Source organism: Mycobacterium sp., from assembly GCF_040398885.1.
GTDB lineage: Bacteria > Actinomycetota > Actinomycetes > Mycobacteriales > Mycobacteriaceae > Mycobacterium.
Genome location: NZ_JBBATF010000037.1, coordinates 1 through 21,030, shown reverse-complemented (window position 1 = coordinate 21,030; position 21,030 = coordinate 1). Strand labels below are relative to the sequence as shown.

The window sequence follows — 21,030 nt, the reverse complement described above, 5'->3', positions numbered from 1 at the left end:
GCGCACAGGCCCGAGCCGAGACTCGGGTAGCCGCAGTGCGGGCACGTGCCCACCCACGTCGGGGTCGTGTTCTCCGGGAGGTCGCCCGGAATCCGGTTATCGAGTGTTCCGGACGGGCCTGCAAGGACGGTCAACACTTCGGTGAGCCGTTCCCGCCCGGACTCCAAAGCGATTCTCCGGCAGGGTGTTCTCCCGATCACCGCACCGGTGTGGGGGGTGCTTCGGCCCCACCCGGGATCCGCTGTCCGGTGGTCCGGATGCGTCGCGGCAGTCGTCACCGGACCCCTTCCCAGTCGACTCGTAGTGGCGGCGGACGCCGGACCGGTCAGTAAGCTAGCAGTGTTGTCAGCAATCCGGCGAATCGGTCGGACCGTTTCGCCGATTTCGCCACGTTCGGCGACGCCGCCTGCGATAAGTTCTCCCTATCCATCGGCCCGCACGTATGTCCCACTGTCCGGCGGTGATCCGGGAGTCGTCGAGTCCATTCCTCGAACGAGATGGAGATGACCGATGCGACCTGAGCACCGGCGCCGGCCGTGACGGACACCGGCGGCGGACTCGACGACATCACGCGGCGCGTCGTCCTGAACGCCGCACTTAAGGAGCTGGGGACCTCCAGTGTGGGATCCCTCACCCTCGACGGCGTGGCCGCTCGGGCCCGCGTCGAGGTGCGGCTCGTCAAGCAGGCCTGGCCGAGCGCGCCGGAGTTGTTCAGGGAGGTGCTGGAGGAGTTCGCCGACAGTCAGATGCCCGTTCCCGACACCGGAACCTTGCGGGACGACCTGCTGCAGTACGCGCGTTCCTTCGCCCGCACGGTGAACACGCCCGACGGACGCCGGATACTCGACGCCCTGATCGTCAAGCCCGAGGACTGGGATCTTTCCGACTCCCGGGTGGTGTTCCAGCGATACTGGGCCCGCCGGCTCGGCGTGATGGTGCAGCGGGCGGTCGCCCGGGGTGAATGTCCCGCCGGCACCGACCCCGCACTGGCCATGGACATGCTCGTCATCAGCCTGTGCCTGCCGGTGTTGGTTTACGACCGGCCGGTCAGCGACGAGCACTGCCGGGATGTCGTGCGGACACTACTGAACGGAATCACCGGAAAGGGATGACGGCGAGGATCCGGGACGCCGAGGCTGCCGGTTGGAGCCCCCTGTCGGGATTGAACCGACGACCTTTCGCTTACAAGGCGAGTGCTCTACCACTGAGCTAAGGAGGCACGGCCCGGTTCGAGACCGGCCGACCAACACACTATCGGTCAGACGGTTCGGTCGGTTCAGTCGTCGGGCCGGTCGCGGTCGCGGTCCTCTTCGCCGCCGAGGATGTTGAGCGGCCAACGGCCCCGCCGGGGCATCGGAATGCGTTCGGCGATGTTGCTCAGTGGGTTGACGACCATGGTCATCGCGATGACGGCTTCGCGCAGCAACTCGATCGTCGGGGCGAGTTCCTCCAGCCCGGGGGCCAGCCGGTTGAGCGTGTCGGTCACCGTGGCCAGCTGCTCCAGGGGTCCGTTCTTTGCGGTCAGCGTGTCGACCAGACCGCCCTCGGCCAGCAGTTTGTCGGCCACGCCGTCCTCGGCCAGAACCCGTTCCAGCACGCCGTCCTGGCCCAACAGCCGTTCCACCAGCCCCCCGGGCGCAAGTGCGCGGTTGAGGGCGCCGCCCTCGGCGGTCATCCGGTCCAGCACCCCGTCGGGTGCGAGCACCCTGTCGACCACGCCGCCCGGCTGCAGAAGGCGATCGAGGGCGCCGTCCTCGGCCAGCGCGCGGCCGAGTGGGGTGTCCTCGTCGAGCAGCGCGGCGATCCGGTTCGCCCGATCGATGGTGTCTTCGAGGCCGAACAACTGGGCGACCGACTCGCCGGTCGAGGGCGCAGTCGCGTCACCGAGGCTCCGTTTGGCGAGGTCAAGGCCCGCCGCCGCGACGTCAAGGCCTGCCCCGGCGGCGGTCAGGCCCACCTTCATCGGTGTCGCCGCGATGTCCACCACCGCTTTCGTCCAGTCCATGGCGCCAGTGTAGGGCGGCTTGCGCAGGGTCCGTGCCGACAGGTTCTCACAGCGATCTCACAGCCGCCATCCAGCTTGCGTTCATCGGCGAATGGGCACCCTGGGTCCCCGGCGGCGCTGGACCGGGCCCGCTCGGCTTGGTTTCCCGGTGATCCTGCCGCGGATGGGTATCAATCCAGCTGTGCCAGAACGGCTTTGATCACGGCAGCGCGGCGAGCGCTGCGATGATCTTGGCCTGCGCCTCATCGAGGGACTCCGGCGAGGGATTGCGGTCGACGTGGGCGAAGCCGAAGTCGTTGAGGTTGTAGGCCGGAAACACATGCACGTGCAGGTGTGGAACCTCCAGTCCGGCGATGATCATCCCGGCGCGTTCGGCTCCGAACGCCGAACACACCGCCCTGCCGATGCGTTGCGCCACATCCATGACACGGTGGAGCAACCGCGGATCGATTTCCTGCCAGTTGTCCACCTCGGCGCGGGGCACCACCAGGGTGTGGCCCGGCGTCATCGGCTCGATGGTCAGGAACGCCACGACCTCTTCGTCGTCGTAGACGAAGCGACCGGGAAGATCGCCGTTGATGATCATGGTGAAGACCGACGCCATGCGCCCAGCATAGGGCCGGCTGGGTTCAGTCGCGCCGCCCGAACTGCATGCCTTCCAGGTTCCAGTAGCCGCGAATGTTGGTGATAAGACCGGCGTCGTCGACGCGGTAGCAGAACACTCCGCGCACCGTGCTGGTGAAGCCGCCCTCGAACTCGCTGCGCAACACCAGGATGTGGGCCACCTCGTCGGGGGAACTCGACGGGAAGGACTCCTCGCAGGTCACCCGAAGCCTGTTGTGGGCGATGTTGGTGTCGTAGAAGGCGGCGACGGCCGCCTTGCCGCGCACACCCAGACCGTCCGGATTGGTCACCGACTTTCCGATCGGGTCCTCGATCACCACGTCGGGCGCCATCAGGGCCAGCCAGCCCTCGCGATCGTGGGACTGCACGCAACGCCACGACGCCAGGGAGGCGGCCATGGCGGGAGTCGGCTCCCCGGTCGGCTGGGGCACTTACCGATCTTCGTCGGTGTAGCGGATGACGCCGCGGATGTTGCGGCCTTCGAGCATGTCGGTGTAGCCGTCGTTGATCTGCTCGAGGCGGTACTGGCGGGTCACCATGTCGTCGAGGTTGAGCTTGCCCGCCTTGTACATCGACAGAAGTTGGGGGATGTCGTAGTACGGGTTGCCGCCGCCGAAGATGGTGCCCTGCAGGTTCTTCTGCATCAGTGTCAGCATCGCCAGGTTGAGAGTGACGTTCGTGTCGGTCATGCTGCCGATCGCCGTCATCACACAGGTACCCGCCTTCGAGGTGATCATCATGTAGTTCTCGACGTCGGCGCCGTCCAATTCGCCGACGGTGACGATGACCTTCTTGGCCATCAGTCCCTCGGTCGCTTCGGCGATGCCCATCAACGCGGCGTTGATGTCCTCGTAGACGTGGGTGGCGCCGAACTTCAGGGCCTGGTCGCGTTTCCACTCGACCGGGTCGATCACGAAGATCTTGCGGGCGCCGGAGGCCACCGCGCCCTGCAGTGCGGCCATGCCGACGCCGCCGGCGCCGACGACGGCGACGTCCTCGCCGGGCTTGATCTGGGCGGTGTGGGTGGCCGAGCCCCAACCGGTGGTGACGCCGCACCCGACCAGGCAGGCCACCTCGAAGGGGATCGCAGGGTCGATCTTCACCACCGAGGTCTCGTGCACGACCATGTAGGGCGAGAAGGTGCCCAGCAGCGTCATCGGGAACACCGGTTTGCCATCGGCGGTGTGGATGCGGTGGGTGCCGTCGGCGATTGCGACTCCGCCCAGCAACCCGGCGCCGAGGTCGCAGAGGTTGCGCAGGCCGGCCTGACACGACGGGCACCTGCCGCAGGACGGGATGAACGACATCACCACGTGGTCGCCGACGGCCACGCCCTCGACCCCCTCGCCGACCTCGGTCACCACGCCCGCGCCCTCGTGGCCGCCGAGGACCGGGAAACCGAGCATCGGGATGCCGCCGGTCACCAGGTGATGGTCGGAGTGGCACATGCCGGAGGCTTCCATCTGGACCTTGACCTCGCCTTTTCGCGGGTCGCCGATCTCGATCTCCTCGATCGTCCAGGGCTGGTTGAACTCGCGGATGAGCGCGCCTTTTGTCTTCACTGCAAACCTCCGCTGATGGTGTGGCCGGCCCGAAACGTGTTCTCGATCACCTGCCGGCAATCCTATGACCTGACGGGTGTCGAGTCACCAGATGGGTACCGGCGTCTGTCCCAGCGGGTAATAGCCGGGCGGCCTCTCGCCGGCCAGGCCGCGCTGAATGCGTTCCCGCATGCCCGCCGACAGCTTTCCCTGCTGCATCAGTTCCAGATACAGCTTCTGGACGTGGCCGAAGTCGAAGAAGTCGCGCTGCCACTCGATCAGGCACGCGGTGTTCAGCCGGAACCAACTGCCGCCGATGCCGTGGATCTCGCGCTGTTCGACGCCGGCGCCTTCTCCTATCGAGGCCACCTGTTTCCAGAAGCCGACCACCTCGCCGATCTTCTCGTCGATGAGCACCCTCTGGTACGGGTAGCTCCAGCCCTGCAGGCCGGCCATCTCCAAACCCAGCGCAACGGCGCGGATCTCGGCCTTGCCGACGCACATCACGTCTTCCCTCGGCCCGATGTTCCAGCCGTAGGTGGCGTCCTCGTCGTAGAAGTCGGCAAGGCCGGTCCAGTCGCCCCCGGCTTCTGCGTCGCGGTTGGCATCCAGCCACCGGTGCATGAAGTCCTCAAGTCGTCCGCGGGGTATCGAAGCCATCTATTCCTCTTTCCGGGTGATGAAAAGCGCTCGGGTGGGGCAGCTTTCGACGGCCCGCTCGACGTCGGCGCGCGCGTCGTCGGGCGGTTCGGGGTCGAGAATCTCGACGGTGCCGCGTTTGGGCACCCGAAAGTGGCCGGGTGCCTCGAGTTCGCACATCGCGTGGCCCTGGCAGAGGTCGACGTCGATCCCGACGCGGTAGCTACCCATCGGTGCGCCTGCGGTAGCGGACCCTGGCCGGGCGGGCCAGTTGCACCACCATTTTCGAGTGGTCGTTGCGGTAGGTCTCGGGCGGCTGCGCCATCTCGAACTCGTACTCCCGCAGCAGGACCGAGAAGATCGCCTTGATCTGCATGGTGCCGAACGCGGCCCCGACGCAGCGGTGCCGGCCGGCGCCGAACGGAATCCAGGTCCAGCGATGCAGCAGGTCCTCCTCCCGCGGCTTGTCGTAGCGGTCCGGGTCGAAGGTGTCCGGTTCGGGGAAGTCCTCGGCGATCCGGTTGGAGACCGCCGGGGAGGCCGCGACGAAGTCGCCGGCGTGGATGGCCCAGGTCTCCCCCCGGCCTTCCACCTCGAACTCGCCCTTGGCGACTCTCATCAGGATGATCAGCGGCGGGTGCAGGCGCAGGGTTTCCTTGATGACGTTCTCCAGCTTCGGGATCTGCCGCAGCGCATGGAAACTCACCTCCTGGCCGTCGGAGTAGAGGTCGTCGAGCTCCCGCGTGACCTCGGACCGAATTCCGGGGTGGCGCAGGAGTTCGATCAGCGTCCACGCCGAGGTGCCGGAACTGGTGTGGTGGCCGGCGAACATCAGCGAGATGAACATGCCGGTTATCTCGTCGGCGGAGAAGCGCGGCTCGCCCCGCTCGTCGGTGATCGACACCAGCACGTCGAGCATGTCCCGTCCGCTCTTGTCCGCCGGCGGGTCGGCGATCCGGCCGTTCATGATCTCCTGCACCAGACCGACCAGCCGGGCTCTCGCCTCGTCGCGGATCCGGAAACTCTCGATCGGCAGGTACGGGTCGACGTAACACAGCGGATCGGTGCCGCGCTCCAGCAGGTGGTAGTAGCCGGCGAAGCGGGAGTCCAACTGCTCGCGGAACTTTCGGCCGATCAGGCAGGCCGTGGACGTGTAGATGGTCAGTTCGGAGAAGAAGTCCAGCAGGTCGATCTCACCGTGGGAGCCCCAGTTCCCGATCATCCGGCGCACTTCGCGCTCGATGGTCCTGGCATGGCTTCGCATGTGGTCGCCGCGCAGCGCGGAGTTGTGCAGCATCTCCTTGCGCCGCTCCGGGCCGGCGTCGAACACCACACCCTTGCCGAAGATCGGCGTCATGAACGGGTACGCCTCGGCCTGGTCGAGATCCTCGTCGGCGGCCCGGAAGAAGAACTCGCTCGCGTGCTCGCCGGTCAGCAGCACGACCTTCTTGCCGGCCAGCCGGAAGTAGCCGGCGTCGCCGCATTCCTCACGCACCCGCCGCATCAGCCCGATCGGGTCGGTGCGGAACTCCTCGAGGTGGCCGTGCTCGCCCTCTGCGCCGGAGACCCGTTGAACCTCCCTTGCGGCGGTCACGGTTCCTCCGGGTACTTCAGCTGCGGGCGTTCCCGCCCGTCGGACAGCGGCGCCTCGGGCTGCAGTTCCATCGACACGACGAATCCGCCGCGCGGGGTCTCGGCGACGAACGCGACGGCGCGCGCCAGATCCGCGGCGCGCAGGAAGTAGGAGTGCCGGGCCTGGCCCCACCTGGCCCAGTCCTCCACCGCGGGTGCGATGGTCTCCGGCGGGAGGCTCCACCCCATCTGGGTCAGGGTCGGGCCGGGGTGGACGACGGACGCCCGTACGCCGGTGCCCTCCAGTTCCATCTGCAGGTTGGTCACCATCGCGACGAGACCCGCCTTCGCAGCGCCGTAGGCGCCCATGTGCGGGCGCTGGCGCAGCGCGACATCGGAACCGATGAAGATGACGTCGCCCCTTCGCCTTTGGACCATGCCGGGCAACACCGCGGCCGCCAGCCGGTTGGCGCCGATCAGGTGGATCTGGATCTGCGCTTCGAAGGCGTCCGTCGCGGTTTCGTGGAGACGGCCGAAGAATGTGTCGCCGGCACCGGCCACCAGGACCTCGATGTCGCCGAGTTCGGCGGCGGCGCGCCGGGCGAATTCCGTCACCGAATCGGGGTCGGTGACATCCAGGGGCAGGGCCACCGCCTCGCCGCCGCCGGCGCGGATCCCGGCGGCGATCTCCTCGCATTTCCCCACTCGCCGGGCGCCCAGCGCCACCGGGAATCCGCGAGCCGCCAACTCGGTCGCGGTGGCGGCGCCGATCCCCGACGAGGCGCCCGCGACGAGCGCGGGCCGGCGGGCGGGGTGCGGGTCGAAGCGCGGCATCAGACCCGCTCCACGGTGATCGGCAGTTGCGCGAAACCCCGCACGCTGCTGGAGTGCACGCGCACCGCGTTGGCCTGGTCGATCGCATACCCGCGGATGCGCCCGAGCAGTTCGGTCAGCGCGACCCGCGCCTCCATACGCGCCAGGTGGGCGCCGAGACAGAAGTGCGCCCCGCTGCCGAAGCTCAGCAGCTTCGAACCGATGTCACGGCCGATGCGGAACTCGTCCGGGTCGTCGAACACCCGCTCGTCGCGGTGCGCGGAGCCGGGCAGCAACAGCAGGGTGTCGCCCTCGTGCAAGGTGGTCCCGTGGAACTCGACGGGCTCGACCACCACCCGGGCCAGGATCTGGCTGGAGGTGTCGTATCGCAGGGTCTCCTCGATCCACAGCGGGATCCGCGAAGGATCGGCGAATACACCGGCAAGCTGATCCGGGCTCACCCCGGCCCAATAGACGGCGTTGCCGAGCAGTTTCGTGGTGGTCTCGTTGCCCGCGACAACCATCAGGAACAGGAACGCCATGATCTCGTCGTCGCCGAGCCGGTCGCCGTCGATCTCCGCGTCCAGCAGGGCCGAGGTCAGGTCGTCGGTGGGACTGCGCCGCCGTCGGGTGACCATGTCGGCGTAGTAGGTCAGCAGTTCCACGGCCGCGACGAGTGCCGACTGCGGAACGTCGGTGACGCCGTCCTCGCGGTGCATGACGGCGTCGGCCAGATCGCGCAAGTGCCGGCGATCCTCGCGGGGTACGCCGACCAGCTCGGAGACCACGTCCATCGGAAGCCTGCCGGCGAAGTCGCTGATGTAGTCGAAGGACTCGGACTGCAACGCGGCGTCGAGATGCTCGCGGGTGAGTTCCAGGACCCGGGGCTCCAATTCGCGGATCCGGCGCGGGGTGAACCCCTTGGACACCAGCGTGCGAAGGCGCAGATGAGCCGGATCGTCCATCGCCAGGAACGACATCGTCCGGTAGGCCTCGGGGGTCCGTGAGATCGGATCCAGCGAGACCCCGAGCTTGTTCGACAGCGCGGTGCTGTTGCGGAATCCGTTGTGCACGTCGGCGTGCCGGCTCACCGCCCAGAAGTTCAGCCGCTCGTTGCGGTACAGCGGCGCTTCGTCGCGCAGACGCCGGTAGTAGGGATAGGGATCCTCGTGGAAGGCGTAGTCGTAGGGATCGAGAGTCAGTTCGACCGCCTCGGCTCCCGTCACCGCGTTCCCTCGAGGATCAGACTCACCACGTATGCCAGCCGGTCGGCGATCTGGCGGTAGTTCAACGCCCCGCTTGCGGCGTGCACCAGCGCCCCGAAATAGCTCATCTCCAGTGCCGAGACCGTGCGCGCGTCGGCATCCGGTCCCAGCGCCGACTTGATGCGCCTGTGGATCTCCGCTCCGATGCGGTCCCGCACCGCACGCACGGCAGCGTCGTTGCTCAGCAGCGCGGTGGTGCAGGCGGCGGCGACCTCGGGTTCGTCGGCCACCACCAGGGCCAGGCTGCGCAGCGCCTGCTGCACACGGCTGAGCCGGGTGTCGTTGACGTCGGTGAAGAACGGCACCTCACGGACCAGATCGAGGTACACCTCGGAGACCAGGTGGTTCTTCGACGAGAAGTAGGTGTAGGCGGTCGCCGGGGCCACGTTGGCGCGCGCCGCCACTGCGCGCACGGTCAGGTCGGCATAGGACGTCGCGCGCAGGGTGTCCAGTGCGGCACCCACCAACCTGCGGAAGGTCTCCTCCTGCCGCGGGCGGCGCCCGTTGTCGCGGGCGGCGGTCGCCACGGCCTCACTGGACACCTGTCCAGGGTAGTGCGGATGCCTCTCGGCGTGCAAGTTCTTGCACGCGGTCAGCTGCAGCAGCTAATGTTCGGCGAACTGAGACCGGACAGTTGTCCAGACAGTGAGGCGGGAGTCGCGGATGGCGATAGCAGCCGATCGCAACAGCGATCTGTTCATCGACGGGCGACTCCTTCCCGGCGGCGCCGGCCGCTTCCCGACGATCAATCCGGCCACCGAGGAGGTCCTGGGCACGGCCGCCAACGCCGACCGCGCCGATATGGACCGGGCCATCGACGCGGCCCGGCGCGCATTCGACCGCACCGCCTGGTCAACCGACACCGCACTGCGGGTCCGCTGCATCCGGCAGCTGCAGGACGCCATGCGCGAGCACGTCGAAGAACTGCGCGAGATCACCATGGCCGAGGCCGGCGCACCCCGGATGCTCACCGCGGCGGCGCAACTGGAGGGACCGGTCGGCGACCTGTCGTTCCCCGCCGACACCGCGGAGACCTACCGTTGGCGCACCGACCTGGGTATCGCCGCCCCGATGGGAATCAAGACCCGGCGGACCCTGGTGCGGGAGCCGGTCGGTGTCGTCGGCGCGATCACACCGTGGAACTTCCCGCACCAGATCAATCTCGCCAAGATCGGCCCGGCGCTGGCCGCCGGAAACACCGTCGTCCTCAAGCCCGCCCCCGACACCCCATGGTGCGCAGCGGTTCTCGGTGAGTTGATCGCCGAACACACCGAGATTCCGTCGGGAGTGGTCAACATCGTCACCTCCGACGACCACGCCGTCGGCGCGATGCTGTCCGGCGACCCGCGCGTCGACATGGTGTCGTTCACCGGTTCAACCGCCACCGGCAGGGCGGTGATGGCCGCCGGTGCGCAGACCATCAAGAGGGTCTTCCTGGAACTGGGCGGGAAGTCGGCGTTCCTGGTCCTCGACGACGCCGACCTGCCCGCCGCCTGCGCCGTGGCCGCCTTCACCGCATCCGTGCACGCCGGGCAGGGCTGTGCCATCACGACCCGACTGGTGGTCCCCCGGGCGCACTACGACGAAGCCGCGGCCGCCGCGGCGGCGACCATGCTGGGCATCAGGCCCGGGGATCCGACCAGTCCCGGAACCGTCTGCGGGCCCGTCATTTCCGTCCGCCAGCGCGACCGGATCCAGTCCTACCTCGACCTCGCGCTCGCCGAGGGCGGCGGCTTCGCCTGCGGCGGCGGCCGGCCCCCCGACCGTGACCGCGGATTCTTCATCGAACCCACCGTCGTCGTCGGTCTCACCAACCAGGCGCGGGTCGCCCGGGAGGAGATATTCGGCCCGGTGCTGACCGTGATCGCCCACGACGGCGACGACGACGCCGTCCGCATCGCCAACGACTCGCCCTACGGGTTGTCCGGCACGGTGTTCGGCGCCGATCCGCAACGCGCGCAGTCGGTGGCCGACCGCCTTCGGGTCGGCACCGTCAATGTCAACGGTGGGGTCTGGTACTCGGCGGACGTGCCCTTCGGCGGCTTCAAGCAGTCCGGGGTCGGGCGGGAGATGGGCGTGGCCGGCTTCGAGGAGTACCTCGAACTCAAGGCGATTGCGACGGCGGTGTGACAGGCTCCGGCGAATCCGGGCGGAGGAGAGACATGAAGTTCACTGAAAAGGTGGCGATCGTCACCGGCGCCGGTGGTGGCATCGGTCAGGTCTACGCCGAGGCACTGGCGGGGGAGGGCGCCGCCGTGGTGGTGGCCGACATCAACACCGCGGGCGCTGAACGGGTGGCTGCCGGGATCGTCGCCGACGGCGGCCGCGCGATCGCCGTCGCGGTCGACGTCGCCGACCCCGACTCGGCCCGCGCGATGTCCGACCGGGCGATCGGGGAGTTCGGCGGCATCGACTTCCTGGTCAACAATGCCGCCATCTTCGGCGGAATGAGACTGGACATGCTGCTCACCGTCGACTGGGACTATTACAAGAGGTTCATGAGCGTCAACCTCGACGGCGCACTGGTCTGCACCCGTGCGGTCTACAAGAGCATGGCATCCCGGGGCGGTGGCGCGATCGTCAACCAGTCATCAACGGCGGCATGGCTTTACGCGAACTACTACGGTTTGGCGAAAGTCGGGGTCAATGGGCTGACCCAGCAACTGTCCCGCGAACTGGGTTGGCAGAACATCCGGATCAACGCCATCGCGCCGGGCCCGATCGACACCGAGGCAAACCGGACCACCACTCCGGGGGCGATCGTCGAGGACATCGTGAAGCGTATTCCGCTCAGCCGCCTGGGTCAGCCCGAAGACCTGGTCGGAATGTGCCTGTTCCTGCTGTCCGACGACGCCAAGTGGATCACCGGGCAGATCTTCAACGTCGACGGCGGACAGATCATCCGACCATGACCGGCGACGACGAGGAGGGGCGATCATGACCGAACCGAGAGTCGGCTACGTCGGACTGGGCAGCATGGGCGCCCCGATGGCGATGCGGTTGATCGGCTGGCCCGGGGGGCTGACGGTCTACGACATCCGCGACAAGGTGATGGCGCCGTTCGCCGAGGCCGGGGCGACCGTCGCCGCCGGTGTGGCCGAGGTCGCCGCCGCGGATCTCATCGAGGTCACCGTCCTCGACGACGCGCAGGTGCGGGAGGTGGTAGCCGAACTGGCCGAGCACGCCTCATCCGGCACCGTCATCGCCATCCACTCCACGATCGCCGATTCCACCGCCGCCGAACTTGCCGAACGCTATGCCCGCCAGGGCATTCGGGTGATCGACGCGCCCGTCAGCGGCGGCGCCGGTGCTGCCGAGACGGGTCGGCTCGCCACCATGGTCGGCGCACCCCGCGACGTCTACGAGCAGGTGAAGCCGGTGTTCAAGCAATGGGCGGCGCTGGTGATCCATGCCGGGGAGCCCGGCTCGGGGACCCGGATGAAACTGGCCCGCAACATGGTCACCTTCACCTCGTTCGCGGCCGCCTGCGAGGCGATGCGACTGGCCGAGGCGGCCGGCCTGGACCTGCAGGCGCTGGGACGGGTGGTGCGCCACACCGACGCGCTCACCGGTGGGGCCGGGGCGATCATGATCCGGGACAACATGAGCGAACTGGAGCCGGGACACTGGCTTCACGACGCCTTCACCCACACCCGGGATCTGGGCGAGAAGGATCTGAGTCTTGCTCTGGCCCTGGGTGATTCGGTCGGGGCTGACCTACCGCTGGCGCGGGCCGCTCTGGTCGCCCTGGCGGCGGGACTGGGTGTTCCGCACGGGAAGGACTGAACATGGACGAGATTCGCCGCAAGGGCCTGGAGAAGATGAAGGAGGTCTACGGCTGGGAGATGCCCGACCTGCCGGGTGATTATTTCGCGCTCACCGCCGACCATCTTTTCGCCGACATCTGGAGCCGGCCCGGCCTGTCGATGCGCGACAAGAGATTGGTCACACTCTCGGTGGTGACCGCCCTCGGCCTGACCGACCTCGTGGAGATTCAGGTCAACGCCGCGCTGCACAACCAGGAGATGACCGACGCGGAATTGCGCGCGATGGCCGTATTCATCACCCATTACGTCGGCTTCCCGCTCGGCTCGAACTTCAACAATGCGGTCGAGAGGGTCATCGCCAGGCGGGCCGAGTCCTCAGGCCGTTGAGCCATGCGAATCCCGGCCCGGCGACCCGCACGGCTTAGGGTGTGACATCGTGCGCGTCCTCGTGATCGGATCCGGTGCCCGCGAACACGCCCTGCTGCTCGGGCTGGTCAAGGATCCTGCGGTCGACTTCCTGGCAGTGGCGCCCGGCAATGCCGGGACGGCCGCGGTGGCCACCCCCTACGAGGTCGACGTGACCTCACCGGCGGAGGTCACCGGCCTGGCCGCCCGACTGAACGCCGACCTGGTGGTGATCGGACCCGAGGTGCCGCTGGTCCGGGGGGTGGCCGACGCCGTCCGGGCGGCCGGGATCGCCTGCTTCGGACCGTCGGCGGACGCCGCCCGCATCGAGGGCTCCAAGGCCTTCGCCAAAGACGTGATGGCCGTCGCCGGGGTGCGCACCGCCACCAGCGAGACCGTCGACAACCCCGCCGGGTTGGACGCCGCCCTGGACCGCTTCGGGCCGCCCGCCGGGCAGCGGTCCTGGGTGGTCAAGGACGACGGACTGGCCGCGGGCAAGGGCGTGGTGGTCACCGCCGACCGGGACACCGCCCGTGTCCACGCGGCCGACCTGCTGGAGTCCGGGCACCCGGTGCTGCTGGAGTCCTTCCTCGACGGCCCCGAGGTGTCGCTGTTCTGTCTGGTCGACGGAACAACCGTGGTGCCGTTGCTGCCCGCCCAGGACTTCAAGCGGGTCGGGGACGGCGACAGCGGACCCAACACCGGCGGCATGGGTGCCTACGCCCCGCTGCCGTGGTTGCCCGAGACTGTCACCGCCGGGATCGTGCGGGACGTCGTGGAACCGGTGGCCGCCGAGATGGCCCGGCGCGGTTGCCCGTTCTCCGGGCTGCTCTACGCCGGACTTGCGATGACCTCCGGCGGTCCGGCCGTCGTCGAATTCAACTGCCGCTTCGGTGATCCCGAAACGCAGGCGGTGCTTGCGCTGCTCGAGTCCCCGCTCGGCGGGCTGTTGTACGCGACCGCCACCGGAGCGCTGGCCGAATTCCCCCCGCTGCAATGGCGGGACGGATACGCCGTCACCGTGGTGCTGGCGGCGGAGAACTATCCCGGCCGCCCGCGGGTCGGTGACGTCGTCACCGGTGCGGAGGCCGAGGGGGTGTTGCACGCCGGCACCGCACGTCGCGACGACGGTGCGGTGGTCTCCTCCGGCGGCCGGGTGCTGTCGGTCGTCGGCACCGGCGCCGACCTCTCCGGCGCGCGCGAGGCGGCCTACGCCACGATTTCGCGAATCAAATTGGCGGGCGGCCACTTCCGCACCGATATCGCACTGGACGCCGCCGAAGGAAGGGTCGCGTTGTGATCGACCGGCGGGCGGCGTTCCGTGCCCAGCGTGCCGACGTTCTGGCTTTCTGCGCGTCGCTGGCCCCGGCGGACTGGCGGATGAACAGCCGCGCCGAGGGTTGGAGCATCGCCGACGTGGTGGCTCACATGGGTGCGGCTTGCCATGCCATGTTCGGACCAGCCCTGGTCAAGATCATCCGGACCGACGGACTCGAACAGATCAACGATCAGATGGTGGACATCCGCCGGGAACGCACTCCTATGCAGGTGTTCGGTGAATACCGAAGGTGGAGCAGGGTTTTCGCGGCAACAACCCCGATGCTGGTGAGCAATCCGGTCGGCTTGGTCAGGCTGCCACTGGCGGAACTGGGAGTGTTCCCGATGCGGGCACTGCCCGGCGCGCTGGTCTTCGACCACCACACCCACCTCGCCCACGACATGGCGCCCGCCCTCGGCCGGTCCGCCCCCGTCATCGACTCGAACCGGATGGCTGTGATCCTGGAATGGCTGATGGCGGTGCTGTCCAACCGACTCCGGGCCGCCAGGCCGGTCTGGCTCGACCGGCCCCTGTCGATCACCCTCGCCGGGCCGGGCGGCGGGTCGTGGCGTGTTGAGCGCTCGGGCGCGCTCACTCCGTCGGACGGCGGTTCCGATTCCGATGCTGCCCGGATCACCGCTGTGGCAACCGAATTCCCGGAATGGGTCACCCGGCGGGCCGGCTGGCGCGAACGTGATGTGAGCGTCAGCGGCGACGCCGACTATGCGGCGGAGTTCCTGGACTGGAACACCGTCTTCTGACTCAGGCGGCCAGCAGCGGCGCCAGCCAGGCGATCTCGGCCGGCAACTGCGAACTCCAGTAGGACCCGTCGTGGCCTCCCGGTGCGAAGCCGCCGGCCGGCGGGTTGGGGAGTCGGGCGACGAATTCCCTGCTCGCCGCGTAGAACGGGTCGCCGTAGCCGCAGTCGACGCGCAGCGGAATCGAACCCAGAGCAGGCAGGCCGAAGACATCGTTGGCGGCGAAATCATCGGCGCCGTCGAATGCGCCGGGGGCGGCCGCACCCGGTGAGAGCCACAGCGCCGGGCTCACCGCGCAGATCGCGGCGGTTCGGGCCGGCCCCAGTCGGGCGCCGAGCAGCAGTGCGCCGTAGCCGCCCATCGACCAGCCCAGGAAGCCCACCCGTGAGGTGTCCAGGCCCTGTTCGGACAGCATCGGGATGAGCTCCCCGAGCACCATTGCGCCGGCGTCCTCGCCGGACGCGCGACGATGCCAGTAGCTGGCGCCGCCGTCGACGGCGACCACCGCGAACGGCGGCAGGCCGGCAGCGACGGCCTGGGCCAGACCGCTCTCCACCCCGCCGGCCATCACGGTCGCCGCGCTGCTGCCCTTGCCGTGCAGCGCGATCACCGGCCGAAGCGTTCCGGTCCGACCGGGCGGCCGGGCGATCGCCCAGTTGGTCGGGATGCCGCCCCGGGCGGCGGAGACGAACGTCCCACTGACGGTCGCCGGTGCGTCCGCGCGACCGGCCGGCGGCTCGGCCAACGCACCGGCGGCGGCCGCTGCGGCGGCTCCGGCCCCCAGGCGCAGCGCTGTCCGGCGAGTCATGATCGGCATGGGACGCCATCCTGCCACCAGCCGGGCGTACCGTTGGTCCCTGGCGTAACACCATCACCACTTCCGGGAATCCGTCGGTATGGACGGCGGTCCGCTGGCACGATGGCGATGGTGACCGCCGCGGTGACGCCGAAGGGAGAGCGACGGCGGTTCGCGCTCGTGAGCGCGGCCGCTGACTTGTTGTGCGAGGGCGGATTCGAGGCGGTGACCCATCGTGCGGTGGCGGGCCGGGCCGGTCTTCCGTTGGCCTCGACGACCTACTACTTCTCCTCGTTGGAGGAATTGATCGAAACCGCGGTCGAATACCTGGGCGCCATCGAGGTCACCCGACTGCGTGAGCGGGTCGGGGCGCTGCCGCGCCGGCGTCGCGGCGCGGAGGCGGTGGCGGACCTGCTTCTCGACCTGCTCGCCGGTGATTCGCACCGCGAGCAACTCATCTCTCGTTATGAGCGCTACATCGCGTGTGCTCGCTACCCGGCGATGCGCGGCGTCGAACGGCGACTTCTGCACCATCGGATCGACGCCGTCCGGGAGGCGATGGTCAGGTCCGGCCGACACGCGCGGGTGGACATGATGACCGCACTGCTCTATTCCGTCGACGGCGCGGTGGTCTCGGCCCTGGTCGACGACCGCGATACGCCGCGGGAGAGTGTTCGTGCCAACCTGGTTGATGTGATCGACGTACTGGCGCCTATCGACCAACGGATCTGAGCATGGAGTTGCCGGATGTCGCCCGCCCGGTGACCGGGTTCATCGACGGGGTGATGGACCGGGCACTGGTGCTCGGCTACACCAGGATCGGGCCCGGGTTGCGGCGGCGCTGGTGGCCCGACGATCCCGCGCCCGACGCGCTGTTGGGGAAGCGGGTCGTGGTGACCGGCGCCACCGCCGGCATCGGGCTCGAGATGGCCCGCGCGTTCGCCGGCCTGGGCGCGACCGTGCACCTGTTGGGTCGCAACGCCGTCAAGATTCGCCGCTGCGTCTCCCAGACCCGAAAGGAGTTTCCCCGCGCCGAGGTGGTCGGCGAGGAGTGCGACGTCTCCGACCTGCAAGCCGTGGCGGACTGGACCGCCGACTTCGCCAGGCGGGTGCCGGCCCTGGACGGGCTGGTGCACAACGCGGGCCTGATGCCCAGGGACCGGCGCGTCACCAAACAGGGCCACGAGGTGCAACTGGCCACCCACATCCTGGGACCGCACCTGATGACCGAGCGACTGCTGCCGCTGTTGCGCGCCGCCGGCGGCGCCTCGGTGGTGTTCGTGTCCTCCGGCGGCATGTACAGCACGCCGTTGGTGATCGACGACCTGGAGTCCAGTCACGACTACAACGGAGTGCGCACCTACGCGCGCACCAAACGCATGCAGGTGGTCCTAGCCGACGCGTGGGCGCGCCGACTGGCCCGGACCGACGTCAAAGTGGAGAGCATGCATCCCGGTTGGGTCGACACCCCGGGAGTCGCGGAGTATCTGCCGAGATTCCGGGTGATCACCAGGCCGCTGCTGCGCGACCTGGCCGACGGCGCCGACACCGCCGTCTGGCTGGTGGCCACCCGCCCGCAGTCCAGGCCGGGCCACTTCTGGCACGACCGGGCGCAGCGGCCCACGACGTTCGGGTGGCAACGGCGCGGTAATCCGGCCACCGTCCGGCGGTTCCTGCGTCAGGTCAGCGACCTCACCGGGACGTCGACGGCCTGGGCTTGAGTGCCGGTGTGACGATGCACCCGGATTCCACGTCGCCGTAGACGGTGACGTCCGCGGGCCGCACGGTGGCGAAGCGGGCGAGGTAGGCGCACAGCACCGCGTCGACGGGATCCTCGGCACGGCGCAGTTCAGACTTGCGGGTGGCGTCGCGAACGGCGGCCCCGAGCGCACACCAGTCCGGGAAGCCGGTGACCGTGAGGTCGGTAAGGCCCTCGATGAAAGCCATGAGCGCCAACAACTCTGAGCGCAAGTCGGGGAACTCGCGGCCCTGCTTCTGCTTGTACTTCAGGGTCTTGTCCAGACCGAACAGCACCACGCTGGCGGCGTGCGGATAGACCTCGATGGCCTTGCGCGCCGACGCCGATCGCGGATCCAGGTCCAGTCCCAGCGCGGCGCACAACCGCGCCCCCCGGCCTCCGTCGGCGAACCAGGGCAGGCCGGTGTTGGCCGGGTGGGCGCCGGCGTCGAACCGGCGGAAGTCGCGGTTCAGCGCGGCCTCGCAGGGCCGGTTCCCGCTGGGGTTGGTCACCACCAGCGGGGCGTCGACGGCGACCACGCAATCCCCGGCCACGTAGGGGCCCAGTTGGGCCAGGACGTCGTCGTCGTCGCCGGCCACACCCAGGTGACTCAGCGCCCCGGAGGCGTCGAGCACGGCGACACCGGTCGGGCTGCGCCGGCCCCAGGCGAGGTCGACTCCGACGAAGTGCACGGGAGAGGTCACAGGACAAACCGTAAGCTTTCCGTTCGTGACCATCCCGAACGTCCTGGCCGGCCGCTACGCCAGCGCGGAGATGGTCGCCATCTGGTCCCCGGAGGCGAAGATCCGCGCCGAGCGCCGCCTGTGGCTGGCGGTGCTGCGCGCCCAGCGCGAACTGGGGGTGGAGGTTCCCGACGCGGCGCTCGCCGATTACCAACGGGTCCTGGAACAGGTGGACCTCGCCTCCATCGCGGCCCGGGAACGGGTCACCCGCCACGACGTCAAGGCCCGCATCGAGGAGTTCAACGCCCTGGCCGGCCACGAGCACGTGCACAAGGGCATGACCAGCCGCGACCTCACCGAGAACGTCGAGCAGTTGCAGATCCGGCAGTCGCTGGAACTGGTGCACGCCCACGGCGTCGCGGTGGCGGCCCGGCTCGCCGAACACGCCGTCGGCTACCGCGAACTGGTGATGGCCGGCCGCAGCCACAACGTGGCCGCGCAAGCCACCACCCTGGGCAAGCGGTTCGCCTCGGCGGCGCAGGAAGTCCTCATCGCGCTGACCCGCATCGGGGAGTTGATCGACCGGTACCCGCTGCGCGGGATCAAGGGGCCGATGGGCACCGCCCAGGACATGCTCGACCTGTTCGACGGCGATGCCGGCCGGCTGGCTGAGTTGGAGCGTCGCGTCGCGGAGTTCCTCGGTTTCGCCGCCGTCCTCGACAGCGTCGGCCAGGTCTACCCGCGGTCGCTGGACCACGACGTGCTCTCGGCGCTGGTGCAGTTGGGCGCCGGCCCGTCGTCGATGGCGCACACCATCCGGTTGATGGCCGGCCACGAACTGGTCACCGAGGGCTTCGCGCCCGGCCAGGTCGGCTCCTCGGCCATGCCGCACAAGATGAACACCCGCAGCTGCGAACGGGTCAACGGGCTGCAGGTGGTGCTCCGCGGCTACGCCTCGATGGCCGCGGAACTCGCTGGGGCGCAATGGAATGAGGGTGATGTGTTCTGCTCGGTGGTGCGCCGGGTGGCACTGCCGGATGCGTTCTTCGCCGTCGACGGACAGATCGAGACGTTCCTGACCGTGCTGGAGGAGTTCGGGGCCTACCCGGCGGTGATCCGGCGGGAGCTGGACCGCTATCTGCCTTTCCTGGCGACCACCAAGGTGCTGATCGCGGCGGTGCGCGCCGGGATGGGGCGCGAGGCCGCCCACGAGGTCATCAAGGAGCACGCGGTGGCCGTCGCACTGGCGATGCGGGAACGCGGCGCCGAACCCGATCTGCTGGACCGGTTGGCGGCGGACCCGCGGCTGCCGCTGGACCGGGCGGCCCTGGATGCCGCGCTGGCCGACCGGCAGTCGTTCACCGGCGCGGCCGGTTCGCAGGTCGACCGGGTGGTCGCGGCCGTGACGGAACTGGTGAGTGCCTACCCCGATGCCGCCGGGTACACCCCCGGCGCCATCCTCTAGCGCGAATTTCGGCGCGGTTATCGTCGCTCAGCGACGATCAGCGCGCCGAAACGGCGGCGCGGATCGCGGCCAGCACCCGTTCGGGGTGCTGGGTGATGTCGAGCCAGGTGAACCGCAGCACCTGCCAGCCCTGCAGAGCAAGCCAGTTCTGGCGCGAGCGGTCGTTCTGGAACGCCGCCTGGTCGCTGTGGAACGCCCAGCCGTCGATCTCGATGGCCACCCGCTGCCGCGGGAAGGCGATGTCGACGGCGTAGGGGCCGACCTTGTAGTTGGCGTGCCACCCGCTCATCCCCGAGCCGCGCAGAAGCTGAAGCACCAGGCGCTCGGCTTCCGACCGCGCGCCTCCCGAGGCGGCCTGAAGCATCCGCCGCGCTGCGGCTGCCCCATGGCGGCCTCGGTTACGCATGTGAGCGCGCTGCAGGTCTGTGAGGCCGACCCGGCGCTGTAACGCGGAGTCCATGATCTTCGCGCCTCCGCCCCTGCGGGCTGAGGCCTCGAGCACGGTCAACGCGAGGCCGGTGACGCGCAGCCCACGGTCCTCGAAGATGTCATGATCGTTGAGGTCCCGGCGACGCACCCTGATGCCGGCACCGCAGCGACCGTGGCTGTTGCGCGGCACGGTTACTTCGACCTCGCCCGGCTCGATCGACATCAGGCCGAGCCACCATGCGGCTGCCAGTCCGCTCGCAGTTGCGCTGGGCCCGCGACCCCACACCGCGGCGCGGATGCGAGCGGCCGTCGTGAACGGGCGGTCGTCGGCGAAGTAGACGCCCTTGGCGCAGCGCCGCCATCTTCCGGACTGCACTCGCCGCTGTATGGCGGGGTGGCTCAGTCCGCTGCGGCGGGCCTGTGCGAGCGTGATGACGCCGTCATGCCGACGCAAATAATCCTCGAGCATGCTTGGTTCGACGGCCAAGCCGCGCAATCGGTTCCACTTTGGCGCGGTTTTCGCCGCTCACCGGCGATCAGCGCGCCGAAGTCACCCGGGCGACGCCGGCCGACCGCAATTCCAGCGCGGCCAGCCCGCGCACCGCGACCGGATCCTGATACCGCCACGCCCCGACCGGGTCGGGGGTGATCTCGGTCAGGCTGCGCAGCGGCCGGTTGGCGAGCGCCCGCAGCGCGAGCAGTTGCTCGCCGGCCGGAGTCTGAGCCAGCGAGATCACCGTCCACTTGCGGCGGAAGAACTTGATCCGCAGGAACAGCCAGGGCATTCCGACGGCCAGGATCGGTGGGCCGGCGACCGCGATCGCCAGCAGCACCGCCAGCCAGGTCGCGGTGCTGTTCAGGCTCTGCCCGGCCCCGGCCAGGTCCAGCGCCGCCTCGCTGGCGGCCCGCAGCGGGGTGGCCAGCGCACCGCCGACCAGGGGGATGCGGTCGGCGTTGTCCCCGGCCGAACTGAGGTTGTCGGAGATGCCGTTCGCGCTGTCCTGCACCTCGGTGCCGACCCGGGCGAAGGTGGCGATCGCGTGGTGCACGGCGGTGCCGGTGAGCACCCACAGCGTGATCCACGTGGCGACCAGCACGTCGCTGATCAACTGCGCGGTCAGCCGGGCCGGCGTGGTGGCGTAGGGCAGGAAACGCGATTTCATGGGTCCGATCCCAGCACAGGCACGCCGGTCGGCGGCCGATAGGCTGGCG

The 21,030-nt window shown here is 69.2% G+C and carries 24 protein-coding genes and 1 tRNA gene; 10 read left to right on the top strand and 15 right to left on the bottom strand.

Features of this window, described 5'->3' with window-relative positions:
• Positions 1-536 precede the first annotated feature (536 nt).
• The gene (locus ADBZ5U_RS05670; RefSeq protein WP_526263259.1) at positions 537-1,112 is read left to right on the top strand and encodes a TetR/AcrR family transcriptional regulator; all 576 of its coding nucleotides are present in this window, start codon (positions 537-539) and stop codon (positions 1,110-1,112) included.
• Between the two features lie 32 nt (positions 1,113-1,144).
• Here the strand turns inward: ADBZ5U_RS05670 and ADBZ5U_RS05665 are convergent.
• The 11 genes from ADBZ5U_RS05665 to ADBZ5U_RS05615 all read right to left on the bottom strand — a co-directional run bounded on the left by ADBZ5U_RS05665 (position 1,145) and on the right by ADBZ5U_RS05615 (position 9,001).
• Positions 1,145-1,219 (bottom strand) — tRNA-Thr (locus ADBZ5U_RS05665).
• 57 nt (positions 1,220-1,276) lie between these two features.
• Positions 1,277-2,005 carry a hypothetical protein gene (locus tag ADBZ5U_RS05660; protein WP_526263257.1) on the bottom strand — a complete coding sequence of 243 codons (729 nt, stop codon included), beginning with the start codon at positions 2,003-2,005 and terminating at the stop codon, positions 1,277-1,279.
• 199 nt (positions 2,006-2,204) lie between these two features.
• Positions 2,205-2,609 carry an HIT family protein gene (locus ADBZ5U_RS05655; RefSeq protein WP_526263254.1) on the bottom strand — a complete coding sequence of 135 codons (405 nt, stop codon included), beginning with the start codon at positions 2,607-2,609 and terminating at the stop codon, positions 2,205-2,207.
• 25 nt (positions 2,610-2,634) lie between these two features.
• Positions 2,635-3,027, bottom strand: coding sequence for a nuclear transport factor 2 family protein (locus ADBZ5U_RS05650; protein WP_526263265.1), 393 nt, complete (start codon positions 3,025-3,027; stop codon positions 2,635-2,637).
• 33 nt (positions 3,028-3,060) lie between these two features.
• Positions 3,061-4,191: an NDMA-dependent alcohol dehydrogenase gene (locus tag ADBZ5U_RS05645; protein WP_526263252.1), complete on the bottom strand. Its 1,131-nt coding sequence runs from the start codon at positions 4,189-4,191 to the stop codon at positions 3,061-3,063.
• An 84-nt stretch (positions 4,192-4,275) separates the two neighbouring features.
• Entirely contained in the window at positions 4,276-4,830 is a 555-nt protein-coding gene (locus ADBZ5U_RS05640) for a nuclear transport factor 2 family protein (protein ID WP_526263250.1), read from the bottom strand.
• Complete coding sequence (locus ADBZ5U_RS05635) at positions 4,831-5,040, bottom strand: ferredoxin (protein WP_526263248.1); 210 nt, start codon at positions 5,038-5,040, stop codon at positions 4,831-4,833.
• Positions 5,033-6,403, bottom strand: a complete 1,371-nt coding sequence (cyp51, locus tag ADBZ5U_RS05630; RefSeq protein WP_526263246.1) for a lanosterol 14-alpha demethylase — start codon at positions 6,401-6,403, stop codon at positions 5,033-5,035. The genes ADBZ5U_RS05635 and cyp51 overlap by 8 nt, the downstream gene beginning before the upstream one ends.
• Complete coding sequence (locus tag ADBZ5U_RS05625) at positions 6,400-7,215, bottom strand: SDR family oxidoreductase (RefSeq protein WP_526263244.1); 816 nt, start codon at positions 7,213-7,215, stop codon at positions 6,400-6,402. The genes cyp51 and ADBZ5U_RS05625 overlap by 4 nt, the downstream gene beginning before the upstream one ends.
• Entirely contained in the window at positions 7,215-8,420 is a 1,206-nt protein-coding gene (locus ADBZ5U_RS05620) for a cytochrome P450 (RefSeq protein WP_526263241.1), read from the bottom strand. Before ADBZ5U_RS05620 ends, ADBZ5U_RS05625 begins: the two co-directional genes overlap by 1 nt.
• Entirely contained in the window at positions 8,417-9,001 is a 585-nt protein-coding gene (locus ADBZ5U_RS05615; RefSeq protein WP_526263239.1) for a TetR family transcriptional regulator, read from the bottom strand. The genes ADBZ5U_RS05620 and ADBZ5U_RS05615 overlap by 4 nt, the downstream gene beginning before the upstream one ends.
• 121 nt (positions 9,002-9,122) lie before the next feature.
• On the opposite strand from ADBZ5U_RS05615, the gene ADBZ5U_RS05610 reads away from it, so the two are divergent.
• The 6 genes from ADBZ5U_RS05610 to ADBZ5U_RS05585 are packed head-to-tail and all read left to right on the top strand — an operon-like array spanning position 9,123 to position 14,710.
• Positions 9,123-10,589, top strand: a complete 1,467-nt coding sequence (locus ADBZ5U_RS05610) for an aldehyde dehydrogenase (RefSeq protein WP_526263237.1) — start codon at positions 9,123-9,125, stop codon at positions 10,587-10,589.
• 32 nt (positions 10,590-10,621) lie between these two features.
• Complete coding sequence (locus tag ADBZ5U_RS05605) at positions 10,622-11,371, top strand: SDR family oxidoreductase (protein ID WP_526263235.1); 750 nt, start codon at positions 10,622-10,624, stop codon at positions 11,369-11,371.
• 25 nt (positions 11,372-11,396) lie between these two features.
• Positions 11,397-12,245, top strand: a complete 849-nt coding sequence (locus tag ADBZ5U_RS05600) for an NAD(P)-dependent oxidoreductase (RefSeq protein WP_526263233.1) — start codon at positions 11,397-11,399, stop codon at positions 12,243-12,245.
• Positions 12,246-12,247: 2 nt separating this feature from the next.
• Positions 12,248-12,613, top strand: a complete 366-nt coding sequence (locus ADBZ5U_RS05595) for a carboxymuconolactone decarboxylase family protein (protein WP_526263230.1) — start codon at positions 12,248-12,250, stop codon at positions 12,611-12,613.
• A gap of 49 nt (positions 12,614-12,662) precedes the next feature.
• Positions 12,663-13,931 carry a phosphoribosylamine--glycine ligase gene (gene purD / locus ADBZ5U_RS05590; RefSeq protein WP_526263228.1) on the top strand — a complete coding sequence of 423 codons (1,269 nt, stop codon included), beginning with the start codon at positions 12,663-12,665 and terminating at the stop codon, positions 13,929-13,931.
• Positions 13,928-14,710: a maleylpyruvate isomerase N-terminal domain-containing protein gene (locus ADBZ5U_RS05585; protein WP_526263226.1), complete on the top strand. Its 783-nt coding sequence runs from the start codon at positions 13,928-13,930 to the stop codon at positions 14,708-14,710. Before purD ends, ADBZ5U_RS05585 begins: the two co-directional genes overlap by 4 nt.
• Before the next feature lies 1 nt (position 14,711).
• Here the strand turns inward: ADBZ5U_RS05585 and ADBZ5U_RS05580 are convergent, their stop codons facing one another.
• On the bottom strand, positions 14,712-15,524 hold the full coding sequence (locus ADBZ5U_RS05580) for an alpha/beta hydrolase (protein WP_526263223.1): 813 nt from the start codon (positions 15,522-15,524) through the stop codon (positions 14,712-14,714).
• Between the two features lie 102 nt (positions 15,525-15,626).
• Between ADBZ5U_RS05580 and ADBZ5U_RS05575 the strand changes: the two genes are divergently transcribed.
• Both ADBZ5U_RS05575 and ADBZ5U_RS05570 read left to right on the top strand, forming a co-directional pair.
• On the top strand, positions 15,627-16,235 hold the full coding sequence (locus tag ADBZ5U_RS05575; protein WP_526263221.1) for a TetR/AcrR family transcriptional regulator: 609 nt from the start codon (positions 15,627-15,629) through the stop codon (positions 16,233-16,235).
• 2 nt (positions 16,236-16,237) lie between these two features.
• The gene (locus tag ADBZ5U_RS05570) at positions 16,238-17,224 is read left to right on the top strand and encodes an SDR family NAD(P)-dependent oxidoreductase (RefSeq protein WP_526263219.1); all 987 of its coding nucleotides are present in this window, start codon (positions 16,238-16,240) and stop codon (positions 17,222-17,224) included.
• Here ADBZ5U_RS05570 and ADBZ5U_RS05565 read toward each other — a convergent pair.
• Positions 17,196-17,933: a DUF429 domain-containing protein gene (locus tag ADBZ5U_RS05565; protein WP_526263263.1), complete on the bottom strand. Its 738-nt coding sequence runs from the start codon at positions 17,931-17,933 to the stop codon at positions 17,196-17,198. The two genes, ADBZ5U_RS05570 and ADBZ5U_RS05565, sit on opposite strands and share 29 nt — an antisense overlap.
• Before the next feature lie 37 nt (positions 17,934-17,970).
• Here ADBZ5U_RS05565 and purB point away from each other — a divergent pair, with 37 nt between their 5' ends.
• Entirely contained in the window at positions 17,971-19,389 is a 1,419-nt protein-coding gene (gene purB / locus ADBZ5U_RS05560; RefSeq protein ID WP_526263217.1) for an adenylosuccinate lyase, read from the top strand.
• Positions 19,390-19,426: 37 nt separating this feature from the next.
• Here the strand turns inward: purB and ADBZ5U_RS05555 are convergent, their stop codons facing one another.
• Together ADBZ5U_RS05555 and ADBZ5U_RS05550 are read right to left on the bottom strand one after the other, a co-directional pair.
• Entirely contained in the window at positions 19,427-20,287 is an 861-nt protein-coding gene (locus tag ADBZ5U_RS05555; protein ID WP_526263261.1) for a PDDEXK-like endonuclease domain-containing protein, read from the bottom strand.
• A 67-nt stretch (positions 20,288-20,354) separates the two neighbouring features.
• A complete protein-coding gene (locus tag ADBZ5U_RS05550) occupies positions 20,355-20,981 on the bottom strand; it encodes a hypothetical protein (RefSeq protein ID WP_526263215.1) in 627 nt (208 codons plus the stop codon).
• Positions 20,982-21,030 lie beyond the last annotated feature (49 nt).

Bases quoted from the DNA above. Each gene is read 5' to 3' on its own strand.
- ADBZ5U_RS05610 (WP_526263237.1), top strand. From the start codon at position 9,123: ATGGCGATAGCAGCCGATCGCAACAGCGATCTGTTCATCGACGGGCGA.
- ADBZ5U_RS05640 (WP_526263250.1), bottom strand. From the start codon at position 4,830: ATGGCTTCGATACCCCGCGGACGACTTGAGGACTTCATGCACCGGTGG.
- ADBZ5U_RS05595 (WP_526263230.1), top strand. From the start codon at position 12,248: ATGGACGAGATTCGCCGCAAGGGCCTGGAGAAGATGAAGGAGGTCTAC.
- ADBZ5U_RS05625 (WP_526263244.1), bottom strand. From the start codon at position 7,215: ATGCCGCGCTTCGACCCGCACCCCGCCCGCCGGCCCGCGCTCGTCGCG.
- ADBZ5U_RS05570 (WP_526263219.1), top strand. From the start codon at position 16,238: ATGGAGTTGCCGGATGTCGCCCGCCCGGTGACCGGGTTCATCGACGGG.
- ADBZ5U_RS05575 (WP_526263221.1), top strand. From the start codon at position 15,627: ATGGCGATGGTGACCGCCGCGGTGACGCCGAAGGGAGAGCGACGGCGG.
- ADBZ5U_RS05600 (WP_526263233.1), top strand. From the start codon at position 11,397: ATGACCGAACCGAGAGTCGGCTACGTCGGACTGGGCAGCATGGGCGCC.
- ADBZ5U_RS05655 (WP_526263254.1), bottom strand. From the start codon at position 2,609: ATGGCGTCGGTCTTCACCATGATCATCAACGGCGATCTTCCCGGTCGC.
- ADBZ5U_RS05580 (WP_526263223.1), bottom strand. From the start codon at position 15,524: ATGCCGATCATGACTCGCCGGACAGCGCTGCGCCTGGGGGCCGGAGCC.
- ADBZ5U_RS05605 (WP_526263235.1), top strand. From the start codon at position 10,622: ATGAAGTTCACTGAAAAGGTGGCGATCGTCACCGGCGCCGGTGGTGGC.
- ADBZ5U_RS05550 (WP_526263215.1), bottom strand. From the start codon at position 20,981: ATGAAATCGCGTTTCCTGCCCTACGCCACCACGCCGGCCCGGCTGACC.
- ADBZ5U_RS05650 (WP_526263265.1), bottom strand. From the start codon at position 3,027: ATGGCCGCCTCCCTGGCGTCGTGGCGTTGCGTGCAGTCCCACGATCGC.
- ADBZ5U_RS05555 (WP_526263261.1), bottom strand. From the start codon at position 20,287: ATGCTCGAGGATTATTTGCGTCGGCATGACGGCGTCATCACGCTCGCA.
- ADBZ5U_RS05660 (WP_526263257.1), bottom strand. From the start codon at position 2,005: ATGGACTGGACGAAAGCGGTGGTGGACATCGCGGCGACACCGATGAAG.
- ADBZ5U_RS05635 (WP_526263248.1), bottom strand. From the start codon at position 5,040: ATGGGTAGCTACCGCGTCGGGATCGACGTCGACCTCTGCCAGGGCCAC.